This is a genomic window from Pseudomonas sp. 21 (genome assembly GCF_000955805.1).
In the GTDB taxonomy this organism is placed as follows: Bacteria; Pseudomonadota; Gammaproteobacteria; order Pseudomonadales; family Pseudomonadaceae; genus Pseudomonas.
In genome coordinates, this window is record NZ_JYOA01000007.1 from 657,857 (window position 1) to 674,307 (window position 16,451).

Here is a 16,451-nt window from a genome sequence, read left to right on the forward strand (position 1 = left end):
CACGAGCGCAGGGAGGCGCTCCCGCGTCGGGATTGCAAATCGCACGAGCCATCCCGACCCATCGTGCAGGATGCGGTGGAAAGGTACCTTGGTTCAATGTTTAAGTTATTGATTTAAAAGTAAAAAAACTGATTCATCAGACTGGCATGCGGCGTGCAATTCCTACTGCAAGACAGTCAACAGAACCACCCGCGACGACGAGAACCACAAAGGCCGAGGAAACCGCCTCAAGGTTCGACAGACAGATCGGCGACGGGCAGGAGAGACGGGATGAACAGCGAAACCAACAGCCAAGTGCAAGTCGTGCGTATCGATGTGTGGACCCGGATCTTCTTCGCCGGCGCCCTCCTGCTGTTGCTGATCAACCAGGTGCAGCTGCAGATGCAGGTTTCCCAGGCCCAGGCCGCCAGCGCACCGGTCGCCTATGTTCCGGCCGCCTCCAGCACCCCCGATCTGTACCGCGAAGCGTCGCGTTATCCACAGGTCGCCCCCGCTCGCAACCCGGCTCGGGTGCTGCAAGCGCCGCAGGCGCAAACCCAGGCTCAGGTCCAGCCGATGGCCAGGCCCCAGGGCGGCTGGGTGTTCTGACCCTTCCGATCCGATTTCTGAATCGCAGGCAGGCCGCTGGCTTGCCCGACAGGTCCGCAGTGCCCGGAAGCGCCCGGGCGGACACCCCTTCCGGAGACAGCCTTGCGATCACTCCGGAGCAGGTACCCGAAGCGGTGCCGTACCGACAACGAGAAGAGGAGAGACCCCATGCTTAGCTGGGCACTGACATTCCTGATCATCGCCATCATCGCCGCCGTCCTGGGCTTCGGTGGTATCGCCGGCGCCGCGACCAGCATCGCCAAGATCCTGTTCGTGATCTTCCTGGTGCTGTTCATCGTGTCCTTCTTCATGGGCCGTCGCCGGGGCTGACGCCCCGGACCGGTGGACGTTGAACAAGGAGCGTAGCGATGGGCTTTACCCGCAATCTGCTGCTGTCGGCTGTTCTGCTCGGCGCCGGGGCCCAGGCCCTGGCCGCCGAGGCGGACAAGGATGCGCAGTACCGCCTGAACGAGCTGGTGGCCAGCGACCCGCAGTACCGCGACAGCTGGCAATCGGTGGTCAAGGACGAGAGTCGCCTGCCTGACTGGGTGATGAACCTCAGCGGCACCGCGACACCGATGCAGGCGGTGGACGAGCAGGGCGACAAGTACCTGGTCGGCGAGCTGTGCCAAGCGCACAACTGTGCCGCCCACCGGCTGTATGTGGCCTTTACCTGGGACAAGGACAGGGCCTACGCGCTTTACGTGAAGGTTCCCGAAAACCTTCCGGCGGACAAGTCTCCGAGCAAGCACGCCAGTTTCCGCTGGCTGGGTGAGCCGGACGATTCGGTGAAACGGATCCTCGACGACCAGCTCAAGAGTGATCCGAACTGGTACTGACCGTACCAGCAGGCAGTTTCTGAGAGACGCGTACCCAGAAGGCGTACGCAAGGCCAGGGGGCCGGGATGTTCGGGATGCGCCAGGTCCTGAATGACCCAGGGGTACAGGGGGTACCTCCGCATCAGCGGGCCGGGCCAGGCAAAGCCTCCGGAACCGTCGCGGGATTCTCGCGCCGGCTCCGGAGCGCTTCATTTCATGCAGCGCCCTTCAGGCACAAGCGGGCGTACGGCAGCGCGTCACGGCTTGAAGTTGGCCGCGTCTCGTGCCCAGCCATCGAGTACCGGTTTCAGGTCCGTCAGATTCAGGTGAGTGCTGGTGTTCTCCAGCGTCTTGCCCGCGCCCTTGCGCACCACCTTGGCGACCGGTTTGCTGGTCGCGCCATCCAGCGCCTCGAATTCCACGTAGACCTCGGTGTCCTGGTCGCGGGTGCCAATCGCCGTGGTCGTCGCCGCCACCACCAGGGCGATCGGAATCACTTCATAGGCTTTCAGGCCTTCGGTGGAGATGTTCACCCCGGTGATCGCGGTGCGCAGCACCAGGGTGTCGCGATCAGCCTGCTGGACGATGCGGTAACGGCTGCCCAGTTGCAGTTCGACCTGCTTCTTCAGGTAGTCGGGGATTTCGTTGAGAGTCTTCTGATCGATGTTCTCGTTGGGCTTGGGCGGCGGGTAGTAGACCGGCCGCTCGACCAGTACCGAGCTGTAGTTCGCAAGCTTCAGGTCCGGGTCGACCCAGCGCAGCACCGGCTGGCCACTGGGGGAGGTGGCGGGCTTGAGTTGCGAGTAGTCGCCGAGGAAGCCCGAGTATTGAGAGGCGTCCGGTTTCTGGCTGGAGCAGCCGGCCAGCGCCAGGGCGCCAGCGAAAAGCAGGGTGGGTACTACGTAGCGTCGCGTCATAGAGCGTCCTTATCCAGAGTGTCACCGCGTTGTGCTTTCACCACACTTTCAACAACCCGTTGCTTACCCGGCTGTCGCGGTCATGGCGGCAGGGTATCCGCACGCTCGCTCGAAGCCGGTCGAACTTCACTGATGTCAGTCAATTCGGAGTGCTGTGGAAACGTCTTACAATCACTCGCCGATTCCCGTCGGTCGATTTACCCGACCTTCCGGGAGCCAGCCACCGCAACAATGAAGAGCGGAATCCGGCGACTTATCCACAGGAGCGCCCGCATTCCCGCCAGCCTTGCAGTCGAAGGGCCCTTTGCTCGCCCTCGGCCATCCCTGACGGTCCCCGGACGGCGACCGTACATCCGGTAACAAGAAGCCGCGACCCGAGCGTCCCGACCTTCCTGACCGATCAATCCGGGCCATTGATGGCCGGTTTTCACCAAGCCTAGACGGCTTTGAAGAGCGCTGCGTGACAGGCGTTGAGGAACCTGTGTCATGCAGAAAATCAAGGGTCTAAAGACCTGGAACCAAGGTTTCAGATGCCTTTTCCTATGCCGATTGTGCATGGGGTAGGCGTTTCCGGCATTAGACGGGGAAAGGGTGGGTCGGAATCATGCGCCCCTTTTTTCGCAGGCCGTCGGCATCCCGATGGTCCGGCGACCCCGACTTCCACAAGAATCAAGGGTGACTCACTATGGGCAAAGCCAAGCTCAGCCTCGCCTGGCAGATCCTCATCGGCCTGGTACTCGGAATTGCACTGGGCGCCGCGCTCAACCATTTCAGCGCGGAAAAGGCCTGGTGGATCAGCAACATCCTCCAGCCGGCGGGCGACATCTTCATCCGCCTGATCAAGATGATCGTGGTCCCGATCGTCATCTCCTCGCTCATCGTCGGTATCGCCGGCATGGGTGACGCGAAGAAACTCGGCCGCATCGGCCTGAAGACCATCATCTATTTCGAGATCATCACCACGGTCGCCATCGTGGTCGGCCTGTTGCTGGCGAACATCTTCCAGCCCGGCGCCGGTATCGACATGAGCACCCTGGGCACTGTGGATATCTCCCAGTACGCGCAGACCGCCAAGGAAGTCGAACACCACCACGCGTTCATCGAGACCATCCTCAACCTGATCCCGTCGAACATCTTCGCGGCCATGGCCCGCGGCGAGATGCTGCCGATCATCTTCTTCTCGGTGATGTTCGGCCTGGGGCTTTCCTCACTGCCGGCGCCGACCCGCGAGCCGCTGGTGAAGATGTTCCAGGGCGTGGCCGAAGCCATGTTCCGCGTCACCCACATGATCATGCGCTACGCCCCCATCGGCGTGTTCGCGCTGATCGCCGTGACGGTGGCCAACTTCGGCTTCGCCTCGCTGCTGCCGCTGGCCAAGCTGGTGGTGCTGGTGTACTTCGCCATCGCCTTCTTCGCCTTCATGGTGCTGGGCCTGGCGGCACGCCTGTTCGGCTTCTCGATCATCAAGCTGATGCGCATCTTCAAGGACGAACTGGTCCTGGCCTATTCCACCGCCAGCTCCGAGACCGTGCTGCCGCGCATCATCGAGAAGATGGAAGCCTACGGCGCGCCCAAGGCGGTCAGCAGCTTCGTGGTGCCCACCGGGTACTCGTTCAACCTCGATGGCTCGACCCTGTACCAGAGCATTGCAGCGATCTTCATCGCCCAGCTCTACGGCATCGACCTGTCCATCGGCCAGCAACTGATGCTGGTGCTGACCCTGATGGTCACCTCCAAGGGCATCGCCGGCGTGCCCGGCGTTTCCTTCGTGGTGCTGCTGGCGACCCTGGGCAGCGTGGGCATTCCGCTGGAAGGTCTGGCCTTCATCGCCGGCGTCGACCGCATCATGGACATGGCGCGCACCGCGCTGAACGTGATCGGCAACGCCCTGGCCGTGCTGGTGATCTCCAAGTGGGAAGGCGTGTACGACGCGCAGAAAGGCGCCCGTTACTGGCAGGCCATGCAGAACGGTCGCGTTGAAGCCTTCCTCGAAGGCGAGAGCGCGGACGGCAAGGCAAGCCCCGCCGCTCACTGACCCGCAAGGGTTATCCACAAGGCCCCGGCAGCGTCCGGGGCCTTGTCGTTTCTGGCGTCGGTGGGGTCCGTGCCGCTATCATCCGGGCCATTCCAAGGGGGACGATCCATGCTCAACGGCCTGTGGCTGAGCTTTTTCATTGTGGCGGCGGTCACCGCGCTTTCCCGCTGGCTGCTGGGCGGCGAAGCCACCGTCTTCGCCGCCATGGTGGAAAGCCTGTTCGCCATGGCCAAGCTGTCGGTGGAAGTCATGGTGCTGCTGTTCGGCACCCTGACCCTGTGGCTGGGCTTCCTGCGCATTGCCGAAAAGGCCGGGCTGGTGGAAAAGCTCGCCGTCGTCCTCGGCCCGCTGTTCCGCCGCCTGATGCCGGAAGTGCCCGCCGGCCACCCGGCCATCGGCCTGATCACCCTGAACTTCGCCGCCAACGGCCTGGGCCTGGACAACGCCGCCACGCCTATCGGCCTGAAGGCCATGAAGGCGCTGCAGGAACTCAACCCCAGCAGCACCACCGCGAGCAACGCGCAGATCCTCTTCCTGGTGCTCAATGCGTCGTCGCTGACCCTGCTGCCGGTGACCATCTTCATGTACCGCGCCCAGCAGGGCGCGGTGGACCCGACCCTGGTGTTCCTGCCGATCCTCCTGGCGACCAGCGCGTCCACGCTGGTGGGCCTGCTCAGCGTGTCGGTGATGCAGCGCCTGCGCCTGTGGGACCCGGTCGTGCTGGCCTACCTGATTCCCGGTGCGCTGGCGCTGGGCGCCTTCATGGCACTGCTGGCGGGACTGTCCGCCACCGCGCTGGCGCAGCTGTCCTCGTTGCTGGGCAACCTGACGCTGTTCGGCATCATCATGCTGTTCCTCATCGTCGGCTGGCTGAAGAAGGTGCCGGTGTACGAAACCTTCGTCGAAGGCGCGAAGGAAGGCTTCGACGTCGCCAAGAGCCTGCTGCCGTACCTGGTCGCGATGCTCTGCGCGGTGGGCGTGCTGCGTGCCTCCGGTGCACTGGAGATGGCGCTGGACGGCATCCGCTGGGCGGTCGAAGGCGTGGGCTGGGATACCCGCTTCGTCGATGCACTGCCCACTGCGCTGGTCAAGCCGTTCTCCGGCAGCGCCGCGCGGGCGATGTTGCTGGAGACCATGCAATCCCATGGCGTGGACAGCTTCCCGGCCCTGGTAGCCGCCACCGTGCAGGGCAGCACCGAGACCACCTTCTACGTGCTCGCCGTGTACTTCGGCGCTGTCGGCATCCAGCGCGCCCGCCACGCCGTGGGCTGCGCGCTGCTGGCGGACCTGGCCGGCGTGCTGGCTTCCATCGGCGTCTGCTACTGGTTCTTCGCCTGAAGAGCGTGAGCGGCCTTGCGCGCCGACTGGGCCTGGAACAGCAGCCACTCACGCTGGATCACGCTGTAGGGCACGAACACGCTCAGGCGTGACATGCCGGCCAGTTCCGGGCGGTTCGCCGGCGGCTGGAAGCCCGCCTGGAAGCCGATATTGATCCCCAGCACGCTGCCGTCGCTGCCAATCAGCGGCCCGCCGGACATGCCCTTGGCGATGGCCGCGTCGTGCACGCCATAGCGTTCGCCACTGGCCGAGCCGTCGTCGACGAAGGGCACCGGCCAGACCTTGCCCATGCTGCTCATCGGGATCAGCAACGAACTGCTGCCCAGCGCCGTGACCGCCTCGCCTGCGCGGAACTGGCGCCATTGCGGCACGGCACCGTCGGCCTTGTGCGCGATGAACAGCAGGTCGCAGCCGGTGCTGCAGCGATAGACCTGGTGGCGCAGGAAGGGGGTATGGGCGGCGGTCACGGCGTAGTCGGCGTTCCATTGCACCGCAGAGGCAACGATGAAGCCCGGAATCGGCGGGCCGGAGAAGACGGTGAAGTAGCGATCCGTCAGTCGGCCATCGGTTTCCGGCGAGACCCAGCCATTGCAGCCGGCCAGTGAAAACAGCAAGAACATTCCCCAGATATTTTTCATATGAAAGCTCTCCCTTTTTTGTGGGAAAAGCTAACTACTAATCAGGGAAATTTCTTATATAAAAATAAGATTCTTACTTACGATATTTCGTCTGAAATTATCTTGAATAATGAAAGTTTCCTACAGCTAATTCCGTAGGATGTTAATTGCCGATTGAGTCAAATGTTTTGTCTGTAAATTTATATATATTTATATAAGTGGGACGTTGATCGCTAAACTCAGGCGCCCGACGAACGGTATCGAAGCTTTCGCCAAGCTTTCAACTCCAGTAAATATGGGCCTTTCAGGCATTTTCCGATTGTCGACTCGACGCTTTTACACATAGGGTTACAAAACAATCGCCCATCCAGAGCCTGCCTGCCGCGGATGGGGAGCATCGACTTCCTTCCGGGAAGTCCCCCGTGTAACAGCCCTGAGTGATGTTCTTATGGCCTCGAACAACTCCAAAGCCAAAGCCGTCTTCCGTGTGGTGAGTGGCAACTTCCTCGAGATGTACGACTTCATGGTGTATGGCTTCTACGCCACCGCCATTGCCAAGACCTTTTTCCCCGGCGATGACCCCTTCGCCTCCCTGATGCTGTCGCTGGCGACCTTCGGCGCCGGCTTCCTGATGCGCCCGCTCGGCGCCATCTTCCTCGGCGCCTACATCGACCGCCACGGCCGCCGCCAGGGCCTGATCATCACCCTCGGCCTGATGGCCATGGGCACCCTGCTGATCGCCTTCGTCCCGGGCTACGCCACGCTCGGCGTGGCGGCGCCGCTGCTGGTGTTGTTCGGCCGGCTGCTGCAGGGCTTCTCCGCTGGCGTGGAGCTGGGTGGCGTGTCGGTGTACCTGGCGGAAATCGCCACCCCCGGCCAGCGCGGCTTCTTCGTCAGCTGGCAGTCGGCGAGCCAACAGGTTGCGGTGGTCTTCGCCGGCCTGCTGGGTGTGATCCTCAACCACTGGCTGAGCCCGCAGGAAATGGGCGAGTGGGGCTGGCGCGTGCCCTTCTTCGTCGGCTGCCTGATCGTCCCGGCGCTGTTCATCATCCGCCGCTCGCTGGAGGAAACGCCCGAGTTCCAGCAGCGCAAGCATCGCCCGACCCTGGGCCAGGTGCTGCGCTCCATTGGCCAGAACTTCGGCCTGGTGCTGGCCGGTACCGCCATGGTGGTGATGACCACCGTGTCGTTCTACCTGATCACTGCCTACACCCCGACCTTCGGCAAGAACGAACTGCACCTGTCGGACTTCGACAGCCTGCTGGTGACCATGTGCGTGGGCCTGTCCAACTTCATCTGGCTGCCGCTGATGGGCGCAGTGTCCGACCGTATCGGGCGCAAACCGCTGTTGCTGGCCGCCACCGTGCTGGCGCTGGTCACCGCCTACCCGATGCTGTCCTGGCTGGTGGCCGAGCCGAGCTTCGCGCGCCTGCTGGAAGTGGAATTGTGGCTGTCCTTCCTCTATGGCAGCTACAACGGCGCCATGGTCGTCGCGCTCACCGAGATCATGCCGGCGGACGTGCGCACCACCGGCTTCTCCCTGGCCTACAGCCTGGCGACCGCGACCTTCGGTGGCTTCACTCCGGCAGTCTGCACCTGGCTGATCCACACCATGGACAACAAGGCTGCTCCGGGCATCTGGCTCAGTGGCGCGGCGGCTCTCGGCCTGCTCGCTACGCTGGTGCTGTTCCGCAAGGGCGCACGGGCGCGCGAGGGAGCGCTGGTCGCCGGGGCCTGAGGCGTTCTGCGACGTTCTGCCCCAGCACGGTTCCGGGTGGCATTGACTTATGTCAGGCCTGCCCGGGGCCGGCAGGAGAAGGATAGGGTCAACCCAATCCCTCTTCTCCAGCGGAGAACGCGTCATGATCACCCACCCCACCGCCGAGCTCGCAGCCCTCGGGGCTGTTGGCGCCGATCACTGGATAGAAACCCTCGACGACGGCAGCCATGTGCTGATTCGCCCGTTGCGCGCAGAAGACCGCGAGCGCGAACGCCTGTTCCTCGAGCGCCTGTCCCCCATGACCCGCAAGTTCCGCTTCCATGGCGAAGTGAAGATTGACGACAAGCTGCTCGATCGCCTCATGGACATCGACTACCAGACCACCATGGCCTTCATCGCCCTGACCCATGTGGACGGTGAACTGCGCGAAGTCGGCATCAGCCGCTACGCGGCTGTGGATAACCAGCAGTGCGAGTGCGCGGTGACCGTCGCGGACGAGTTCAAGCAACAGGGCCTTGGTCTTGCGCTGATGCGCCACCTGATCGACGTGGCCAAGCGCAACGGTTTCCACCAGATGTACTCGATCGACTCGTCCATGGACCGCGACATGCGTGACATGGCCCGCGAGCTGGGCTTCCGCGCCCAGGTTGACCCGGACGATTCCTGCCAGGTCATCCGCCGCCTCGCACTCTGAAGCCTGAAGGCGTTCCGACGGGGATTCAGCCCCGTCGGCGCCACAGCGCCAGCCCCAGCAGTACCGCCAGCAACAACACGCCCAGCGCCGCCAGCGGATAGACCATGTCGTCATCCAGCAGCGGCTTCTCGATGCGCAGATAACCCTCGTCCTTGAACAGCTGCTTCGCCACATCGTTGGCGTGGGCCAGGCTGACCTTCGCCAGGCGCTTATCCTCGTCCGGGAACTTGCCGTCGTCGAAATCCGCCAGCGCGCCCCAGTAGTAATCCGCCAGCGTCGAGTTGCCCGGTGTGCTCCAGGCCAGTTGCGCGCGCGCCACACGCTGGATGCGGGCAAAGCGCTGCGGGTCGAGGCCGTCATGGCGGATCTTGTCCACCAGGTCCTTCAGGGCCTGCTGGGTCACCTTCTCCTGGTCACGCTCGACATCGGCGTTCAGGCTCATGAAGCCCTGGTTGGCCCAGGCGGTGCGTTCGCTCCAGGGACCATAGGAGAGCTCCCGGCGTACACGCAGATCGGTGTAGAGCGCATCGTTCAGGTAGGCCTGCAGCAGGTCCAGCGTGGCGCCGTCGGCTTCCGCCGGCTCGGGGAAGATCCAGTGCAGTACGGCGCTTTCGCCGAACAACCCGGTGGTCAGGCTGCGCTGGCGCTCGGCCCCCTTCTTCATCTGCGGCAGGTCGCGACGCTCCGGGGTGTCGTGATCGAACAGGGCGCCGTAGGTGCGGCCCAGGTAGACCGGCAGGCGCGGGTCGAGGTCGCCGACGATGATCAGGGTCATGTTGCTGGGGACGTACCAGTCCTTGCGCAGCTGCTCCAGCTGGGCTTGGGTAAGGTTATCCACAGGCGCGCGCTCGTCGCACGACAGCCCCAGTTCCACGGCCAGCTGTTCCTGCCCGGCGCGGCTGACGTTCTGGTGATCCAGCCAGCGCTGCAGGTGCGAATAGTGGCCGCCGTCCTCGCGCACCAGCACCTGCTTGGCGGAGTCGATCCTGCGCTGGTCGAGTTGGGTGCGGGTGATGATTTCCAGCAGCAGGTCCAGCACCTGGCGCTGGGTGGCAGCGGGGGATTCGACGACGAAGGCGGTGTCGCCCTCGCTGGTGTAGGCATTCCACTGACCGCCCAGGGCTTGCATGCGTGCTTCCAGGTCAGCCTCGTCGCCGCCGTCCAGGCCGCTGAAGAACAGGTGCTCCATCAGGTGCGGAAGCTGCCGGTCGCGGCAACTGAAATCGCTGAAACCGACGCCGACCACCAGGCGGATCGACACGTGGCCCTTCTCGCGGGTGGGCTTGAACAGCACGCCCATGCCGTTCGCCAGCTGGTAGGCCTCGACCGTCTGTCGCTGGTCCGCATGGGACCAGACGCTGAGCAGCAGGGACAACAGGGGGACGAACAACCAACGCATGAGCGGTGTGCCTGAACGCAAAGCCGTGAGGATAGCGGATTGACCAGCGCGAACCCACCGTGTTCAACCTTTGTCGGGTGGCATCTTCGGTCATGGACGCTGGCTTGCAAGGTCACTGCCGCTGTCGGACCACGACACTACGCTCAGATCATCTAACCTCAGTGATGCACCCGTTGTTCGTTCCGCGCGGAGCGATCTGGAGGCTACATGCGTGTCCTGGTTACCGGCGCCGCGGGAATTCTCGGGCAGAGCCTGCTCAATGAGCTTGCCGTCCAGCATCTGGACTGGACGCTCATTGCCGCCGATATGCAGCGGATCAAGTCCCAGGGCCTGCGGCCGAACATCGAACCGGTAACCCTGGACCTGAGCGTGGCTGCCAATACGCGGGCCTGCGTCGAGCACTGGAAGCCCGATGCGATCGTGCACCTGGCCGCGGTCGTGAATCCGCCGCGGGAGATGACGCCGCAGAAGCGCCACGCCATCGAAGTCGGTGGTACCCGCGCGCTGATCGAAGCGGCGCGGGACACCGGCGTCCAGCAGCTGATAGTCACCAGTTCCGGCGCCGCCTATGGCTTCCACCGCGACAACGCCGAATGGATCGACGAATCGCATCCGCTGCGCGGTCATCCCCATCTGCTTCATGCCCGCTGCAAGCAGGAGATCGAGCAACTGCTGGCCAACGCGCGGGAGCGTTATCCACAGCTCAAGCAGCTGATCCTGCGCCCCGGCACCATCCTCGGCCGGCGTGTGCATAACCCGCTGGCCGAACTATTCGCCCGACCCACACTGGTGGGGGTGCTGGGGCACCGCAGCCGTTTCGTGTTCATCTGGGACCAGGACGTGGTGAACGTGATCCGCCAGGGGCTGGAGCGCGGCAGCGAGGGCATCTACAACCTCGCCGGCGACGGCGCATTGTCCATGCGCGAGATCGCCGGGCTGCTCAACAAACCCTACCGATCCATGCCGGCAAGCCTGATGCGTGTGGGGTTGGGGCTCCTCAAGCCGCTGGGGCTGTCGCGCTTCGGGCCCGAACAGGTGGACTACCTGCGCTACCGGCCGGTGCTGGATAACCGCCGGCTGAAGGAAGAGTTCGGTTACGAACCGCGCTACTCCAGCCGCGAGGCCTTCCTGGCCTATCTTGCCGCGCGGGGCCCGCACGGCTGATTCCCTGTCTGTGCAAAACCTGTAGACAAGTCTGTTGAAAACCCCGTGAACTGCTCTCTGGAGTTGGCCCCTGGCAGCGCGTGTCAGTTCTCCGACCGGCGCCGCCGCTGGCGGTACTCGCCGGGCGTCAGCCCCGTCCAGTGGCGGAAGGCGCGGAAGAACACGCTGGGCTCGGAATAGCCGAGCAGGGCCGCGATATCCGTGGCCGGCAGGTTGCCTTCGCCCAGGTAGCGTTCCGCCAGTTGCCGCCGGGTGTCGGCGAGCAGCTGTTGATAACTGCTGCCTTCCTCCGCCAGTCGGCGCTGCAGCGTGCGCTCGCTCAGGCCCAGTTCGCTGGCGACGGCGGCACGACCGGGTTCGCCGCGGGTCAGTTGCTCGCCGAGCAGGGCGACTACCCGACCGCTGACGCTGGCGCTGGGCAGGCGGGCGAGCAGACCTTCCGCGTGCTGGCGCAGCAGGTCGCGCAACGGCGGGTTGGCCTGTGGCAGCGGAGCGTCGATGAGCGCCCGGGGTAGGCCCAGGGCGTAGTCCGTGGCGTCGAATAGCAGGGGGCAGTCGAAGGCCTTTTCGTAGTCCGCGAGGCTTTCCGGCTGGCTGTGCATGAAACGGCAACCGGCCAGTTGCAGGCCGCTGAGCAGGGCGCGCAGCTGCCGTGCCCAGAAGCCCAGCAGTGCCAGCGCGCGTGCGCGCGTGGCCGGTGGTTCAGGGTTCAGCGGGCGGTAACTCACCCAGATGATCTCGGCCTGGGCCTCGATGGCTACCTGGCCGCCTTCGCCCACCAGGCGCTGGTAGCGCATGGCCGATTCGAGGGCGTCACCCATCGTGGTGCTCGACTGCAGCAGGTAGCCCAGCGCGCTGAAGGATGCCGGCGACAGCGCACGGCCCATGGCCAGGCCGGGTTCGTCATGCTTCAGGTCGGTCTGGATCACTTGCCACATGCGCTCCTGCAGCGCGAAGTCGATGCGCGCGTCCGGGTCGCTGAGCTGGGATTCCTGAATGCCGCTGGCGGCGAGCAGGGCGTCGCGGTTCAGACCGAGACGCACGGCCGCCAGCAGGATGGCCTGGGTCAGGCTGGCGCTGACCGAGGGAGGGCGTTGAGATTGAGTGCATGCTTCCATGGCGGCGGATTCTGCCCGAACCCTGGGCGTCGTGATATCAGGACTTTGTAGGGGTTGGCGAAGGTTCCGACGGAACCAACGCCCAGGCCCCCTGGCCATCAACCCGTCGCGCTGGAGCCGGGGGAAGCCGGCCGCTGGTGATCCTGTACCGCTTCGACTTCGCGTTCGACGAAGTCCTCGTCTTCCACAGGTTCGCCGATTGCCGAACTACTGGCATCGGGGTTGTCCAGAACAGCATAGGCGATGGCGCAGAACAGCGAGTTCAAGCGTTTCATGTCGCTGATCAGGTCCAGGTGCAGCGAGCTGGTCTCGATGCTCTGCACCACCTGCTGGCGCAGGCGGTCGACGTGGGAGTGGGCGAACCGCCGTTCCTGCAGGCGGAAGCGCTGCTTGGCGCGGCGCAGGCGCCTGGCGCCTTCCTGGTCGCCATTGAGGAATACCGAGAGCGACAGGCGCAGATTAGCCACCAGTTGGCCATGCAGGACGGTGATCTCCTCCAGACCGTTGTCGGAGAAGGAGCGGCTGCGCGAAGTCTTCTTGTCCTGCACGGCGCCGAGCATGTGCTCGATGATGTCGCCGGCCTGCTCCAGGTTGATCGCCAGCTCGATGATCTCCGCCCAGCGGCGGCTGTCGGCGTCGCTCAGGTCCTCGCGGGGCATCCGCGCCAGGTACAGCTTGATGGCGGTGTAGAGCGCGTCGACATCATCGTCCTGCTTGCGGATTTCCTTGGCCAGCAACGGGTCGCCGCTGTGGATAACCTGCATCAGGTTATTCAGCATCTGCTCGACGATATCGCCCATGCGCAGGGTTTCGCGCACCGCGTTGACCAGTGCCAGGCTGGGTGTGTCCAGCGCCGCCGGGTCAAGGTGCCGCGGGCGCACTACGTCTTCGGGTGAATGACGGTCGGGCATGATGCGGGTGCAGAAGGCCGCCATCTGCCCGGTCAAAGGCAGGCAGGCGAGGCAGCGGGTGGTGTTGTAGAGCACGTGGAAGGCGATCACCAGTTCGGCGGTGCTGAACTGCCAGTGGTCGATCCATTCGGCCAGCGGGCCCACCAGCGGCAGCACCAGGGCGCAGCCGGCGACCTTGAACAGCAGGCTGCCCAGCGCCACCCGGCGTCCGGCGGCGTTCTGCGAGGAGGCACTGATCATCGCCAGGATGCCGCTACCCAGATTCGCGCCAACCACCAGGCACAGCGCCACCTTCAGCGAGATCACCTTGGAGGCTGCCAAGGTCGCGGTGAGCAGCACGGCGGCCAGGCTGGAGTAGGAAATCATCGCGAACAGCGCGCCGGTGAGCGCATCCAGCATCACGTCGCCGGTGAGGCTGGAGAACAGCACCTTGACGCCCTTGGCCTGGGTCATCGGCTCCGCCGCCGCGACGATCAGCTGCAGCGCCAGGATGATCAGCCCCAGGCCGATGAACACCCGGCCCAGCTGGCCCAGGCGCGACTTCTGTCGGCCGAGGAAGAAGACCACCCCGAAGAAGATCAGCAGCGGCGACAGCCAGGACAGGTCCAGGGTCAGCACCCGTGCCATCAGCGCCGTGCCGACGTCGGCGCCGAGCATGATCGCCAGCGCTGGCGCCAGGGCCATCAGCCCGGTGGCGACGAAGGAGGTCGCCAGCAACGCCGTGGCGTTGCTGCTCTGCACCAGCGCGGTGACACCGATGCCGGCGGCGAAGGCCAGCGGGCGTTTTTCCACGCTGCGGCTGAGGATTTTTCGCAGGTTACTGCCGTAGACCCTGAGGATGCCGGTGCGGACTATGTGAGTGCCCCACACCAACAGGGCGACGGCAGAGAGCAGATCGAGCAGTTTGAGCATGTCGGGCCCCCTTGCACGCAAATGGGCCCGTGGGCGGAGCGTCCGTCGACGGACCCTGTAACGACCTCGCCCGCGGCTCCGTACAGACAGCGCGGAGGGCCGAGAAGGACACGGCAACGCTCAGGCGATTGTCACAAGACTGTCATGGTAGACCCTCGTTCTTCCTCGAGGGTTCGCCAAATCTCTGATTTGCCGGCAATCCTGTATGTCAGTAAAGCCGATCAAAAGCGGATGCGAGCGCCTTTGCATCGGTTATTTCGCACGGAACGGCGAGCGGTTATGTCTAGACTGCCTGTCCGTTTGCTGAAAGAAACACACCAAGGGTCGAGGAGAAGTCCCATGCGTTGGCCGTTCCCCCTCCTGATTGCACTGGCGGTCGCCGGTTGCGGCGACAAGTCCGCACTGCCGTTCACCGCCGGCACAGGACCGCAACCGCAGCTGCCGGAACCGCAGAGCAGCCTGCTGCCTACCGTCAACATCGCCAATGCCACCGGCTGGCCCGCCGGGCAGATGCCGCGCGCGGCCGAAGGCCTGGAGGTGCAGCGGTTCGCCGACCAGCTCGAACACCCGCGTTGGCTCTACGTGCTGCCCAACGGCGATGTGCTGGTGGCGGAAAGCTCGGCGCCGCCCCAGGAGGCATCCGGCGGATTGAAGGACTGGGTAGCCGGCCAGGTCATGGCCAAGGCCGGGGCCTCGGTACCCAGCGCCAACCGCATCACCCTGCTGCGCGATGCCGATGGCGACGGTGTGCCGGAGCAGCGCAGCGTGCTGCTGGAAGGCCTGTTCTCGCCCTTCGGCATGGCGCTTGTGGATAACTGGCTGTATGTCGCCAACGCCGATGCCGTGGTGCGCTTCCCGTACAAGACCGGCGAGACGACGATCAGCGCACCGGCGGAAAAGGTCGTCGACCTGCCGGGCGGGCCGATCAACCACCACTGGACCAAGAATATCCTCGCCAGCCCCGACGGCCGCTACCTGTACGCCACCGTCGGCTCCAACAGCAACGTCGGCGAGAACGGGCTGGACGCGGAGAAGAACCGCGCGGCGATCCTGCAGATCGACCTGTCCAACCGCAACGTGCGGGTGTTCGCCTCCGGCCTGCGCAACCCCAACGGGCTGGGCTGGGAACCCAACAGCGGCGCCTTGTGGACAGCCGTGAACGAGCGCGACGAACTGGGCAACGACCTGGTGCCCGACTACATGACCTCGGTGAAGGACGGCGGCTTCTACGGCTGGCCCTGGAGCTACTTTGGCCAGCATGTGGATAAACGCGTGGAGCCGGCGCGCCCGGAGATGGTGGAGAAGGCCCTGGTGCCCGACTACGCCCTGGGTTCGCATACCGCATCCCTCGGCCTTGCCTTCTATCAGGGCAGCCTGCTGCCGGAGCGCTATCGTGGCGGCGTGTTCATCGGCCAGCACGGCTCGTGGAACCGCAAGCCGCGCAGCGGTTACCAGGTGGTGTTCATCCCCTTCGGCAGCGGCAAGCCCAATGGCCAGCCGGTGACGGTGCTGGACGGTTTCATCAACGACAATGATGAGGCCATGGGCCGCCCGGTCGGTGTCGCTGTGGATAAATTCGGCGGCCTGCTGGTGGCCGATGATGTGGGTAACACCGTCTGGCGCCTGCGCCCGGCGACCCTGAAGTGAATCGACGAGGAGAGAGCATGGCGATTGCCCGGCGTATTGCCCTGATGACCTTGCTGCTGGCGCTGGGCGCCTGCAGCAGCCTGTTTGGCACGCGCGACCCGCTGAACATCGATCTGGTCGGCCTGGAGCCGGCGACCGGGCAGGGCATGGAGGCGCGTTTCACGGTCAAGCTGCGGGTACAGAACCCCAACGACCAGGCCATCGACTACAACGGCATCGCCCTGGACCTGTCGGTGAATGGCCAGCCGCTGGCCAGTGGGGTGAGCGACGCCAGCGGGCAGGTGCCGCGCTTTGGCGAAGCAGTGATCAGCGTGCCGGTGAGCATCTCGGCCTTCTCCGCCTTCCGCCAGGCCTGGGGCCTGTCCGGCGGACCGCCGCGCCAGGGCATGCCCTACGAGATCAACGGCAAGCTGGCGGGTGGTCTGTTCGGCACCGTGCGCTTCAACGACAAGGGCGTGCTGAACTGGCCGGAGCCGGTCGCACGCCCTTGATACCTATCCCCTGTGAATAAAAAGCCGGGCTGTGGAAAGCCCGGCTTTTTCAATTCACCCCAAGTGCCTGTGGATAGTTCT

Annotated in this window: 15 protein-coding genes; 10 read left to right on the forward strand and 5 right to left on the reverse strand. The window is 64.6% G+C overall.

What is annotated here, in order from left to right; translation table 11 throughout:
• The first annotated feature begins 270 nt into the window (after positions 1-270).
• The 3 genes from UB43_RS18565 (at position 271) to UB43_RS18575 (ending at position 1,427) form a co-directional block, all read left to right on the forward strand.
• Entirely contained in the window at positions 271-588 is a 318-nt protein-coding gene (locus tag UB43_RS18565; RefSeq protein ID WP_045213804.1) for a hypothetical protein, read from the forward strand.
• A 168-nt stretch (positions 589-756) separates the two neighbouring features.
• On the forward strand, positions 757-918 hold the full coding sequence (locus UB43_RS29230) for a DUF1328 domain-containing protein (RefSeq protein ID WP_017518828.1): 162 nt from the start codon (positions 757-759) through the stop codon (positions 916-918).
• Between the two features lie 38 nt (positions 919-956).
• Positions 957-1,427: an inhibitor of vertebrate lysozyme family protein gene (locus UB43_RS18575; RefSeq protein WP_045213805.1), complete on the forward strand. Its 471-nt coding sequence runs from the start codon at positions 957-959 to the stop codon at positions 1,425-1,427.
• 237 nt (positions 1,428-1,664) lie between these two features.
• On the opposite strand, the gene UB43_RS18580 is transcribed toward UB43_RS18575, so the two are convergent.
• Entirely contained in the window at positions 1,665-2,324 is a 660-nt protein-coding gene (locus tag UB43_RS18580; RefSeq protein WP_045213807.1) for a DUF3313 domain-containing protein, read from the reverse strand.
• Positions 2,325-3,009: 685 nt separating this feature from the next.
• Here UB43_RS18580 and gltP point away from each other — a divergent pair.
• Together gltP and UB43_RS18590 are read left to right on the forward strand one after the other, a co-directional pair.
• Positions 3,010-4,359 carry a glutamate/aspartate:proton symporter GltP gene (gene gltP / locus UB43_RS18585; protein WP_045213810.1) on the forward strand — a complete coding sequence of 450 codons (1,350 nt, stop codon included), beginning with the start codon at positions 3,010-3,012 and terminating at the stop codon, positions 4,357-4,359.
• 108 nt (positions 4,360-4,467) lie between these two features.
• Positions 4,468-5,697 (forward strand): nucleoside recognition domain-containing protein, encoded by a 1,230-nt coding sequence (locus UB43_RS18590; RefSeq protein ID WP_045213812.1) that lies wholly within the window; start codon positions 4,468-4,470, stop codon positions 5,695-5,697.
• Here UB43_RS18590 and UB43_RS18595 read toward each other — a convergent pair.
• On the reverse strand, positions 5,679-6,317 hold the full coding sequence (locus tag UB43_RS18595) for a S1C family serine protease (RefSeq protein WP_256205185.1): 639 nt from the start codon (positions 6,315-6,317) through the stop codon (positions 5,679-5,681). The genes UB43_RS18590 and UB43_RS18595 overlap by 19 nt on opposite strands.
• A gap of 445 nt (positions 6,318-6,762) precedes the next feature.
• On the opposite strand from UB43_RS18595, the gene UB43_RS18600 reads away from it, so the two are divergent.
• Positions 6,763-8,052 (forward strand): MFS transporter, encoded by a 1,290-nt coding sequence (locus tag UB43_RS18600; RefSeq protein WP_045213816.1) that lies wholly within the window; start codon positions 6,763-6,765, stop codon positions 8,050-8,052.
• A gap of 124 nt (positions 8,053-8,176) precedes the next feature.
• A complete protein-coding gene (locus tag UB43_RS18605) occupies positions 8,177-8,728 on the forward strand; it encodes a GNAT family N-acetyltransferase (protein WP_045213819.1) in 552 nt (183 codons plus the stop codon).
• 25 nt (positions 8,729-8,753) lie between these two features.
• Here the strand turns inward: UB43_RS18605 and UB43_RS18610 are convergent, their stop codons facing one another.
• Positions 8,754-10,127, reverse strand: a complete 1,374-nt coding sequence (locus tag UB43_RS18610; RefSeq protein ID WP_045213821.1) for a pitrilysin family protein — start codon at positions 10,125-10,127, stop codon at positions 8,754-8,756.
• A gap of 207 nt (positions 10,128-10,334) precedes the next feature.
• Here UB43_RS18610 and UB43_RS18615 point away from each other — a divergent pair, with 207 nt between their 5' ends.
• Complete coding sequence (locus UB43_RS18615; protein WP_045213824.1) at positions 10,335-11,291, forward strand: NAD-dependent epimerase/dehydratase family protein; 957 nt, start codon at positions 10,335-10,337, stop codon at positions 11,289-11,291.
• Positions 11,292-11,374: 83 nt separating this feature from the next.
• Here UB43_RS18615 and UB43_RS18620 read toward each other — a convergent pair whose 3' ends face one another.
• On the reverse strand, positions 11,375-12,409 hold the full coding sequence (locus tag UB43_RS18620; protein ID WP_045213826.1) for an AraC family transcriptional regulator: 1,035 nt from the start codon (positions 12,407-12,409) through the stop codon (positions 11,375-11,377).
• Positions 12,410-12,507: 98 nt separating this feature from the next.
• Positions 12,508-14,232, reverse strand: a complete 1,725-nt coding sequence (locus tag UB43_RS18625; protein ID WP_045213827.1) for a Na/Pi cotransporter family protein — start codon at positions 14,230-14,232, stop codon at positions 12,508-12,510.
• A gap of 339 nt (positions 14,233-14,571) precedes the next feature.
• Here UB43_RS18625 and UB43_RS18630 point away from each other — a divergent pair, with 339 nt between their 5' ends.
• Together UB43_RS18630 and UB43_RS18635 are read left to right on the forward strand one after the other, a co-directional pair.
• Positions 14,572-15,879, forward strand: coding sequence for a sorbosone dehydrogenase family protein (locus tag UB43_RS18630; RefSeq protein ID WP_045213828.1), 1,308 nt, complete (start codon positions 14,572-14,574; stop codon positions 15,877-15,879).
• 17 nt (positions 15,880-15,896) lie between these two features.
• Positions 15,897-16,370: an LEA type 2 family protein gene (locus UB43_RS18635; RefSeq protein ID WP_045213830.1), complete on the forward strand. Its 474-nt coding sequence runs from the start codon at positions 15,897-15,899 to the stop codon at positions 16,368-16,370.
• Positions 16,371-16,451 lie beyond the last annotated feature (81 nt).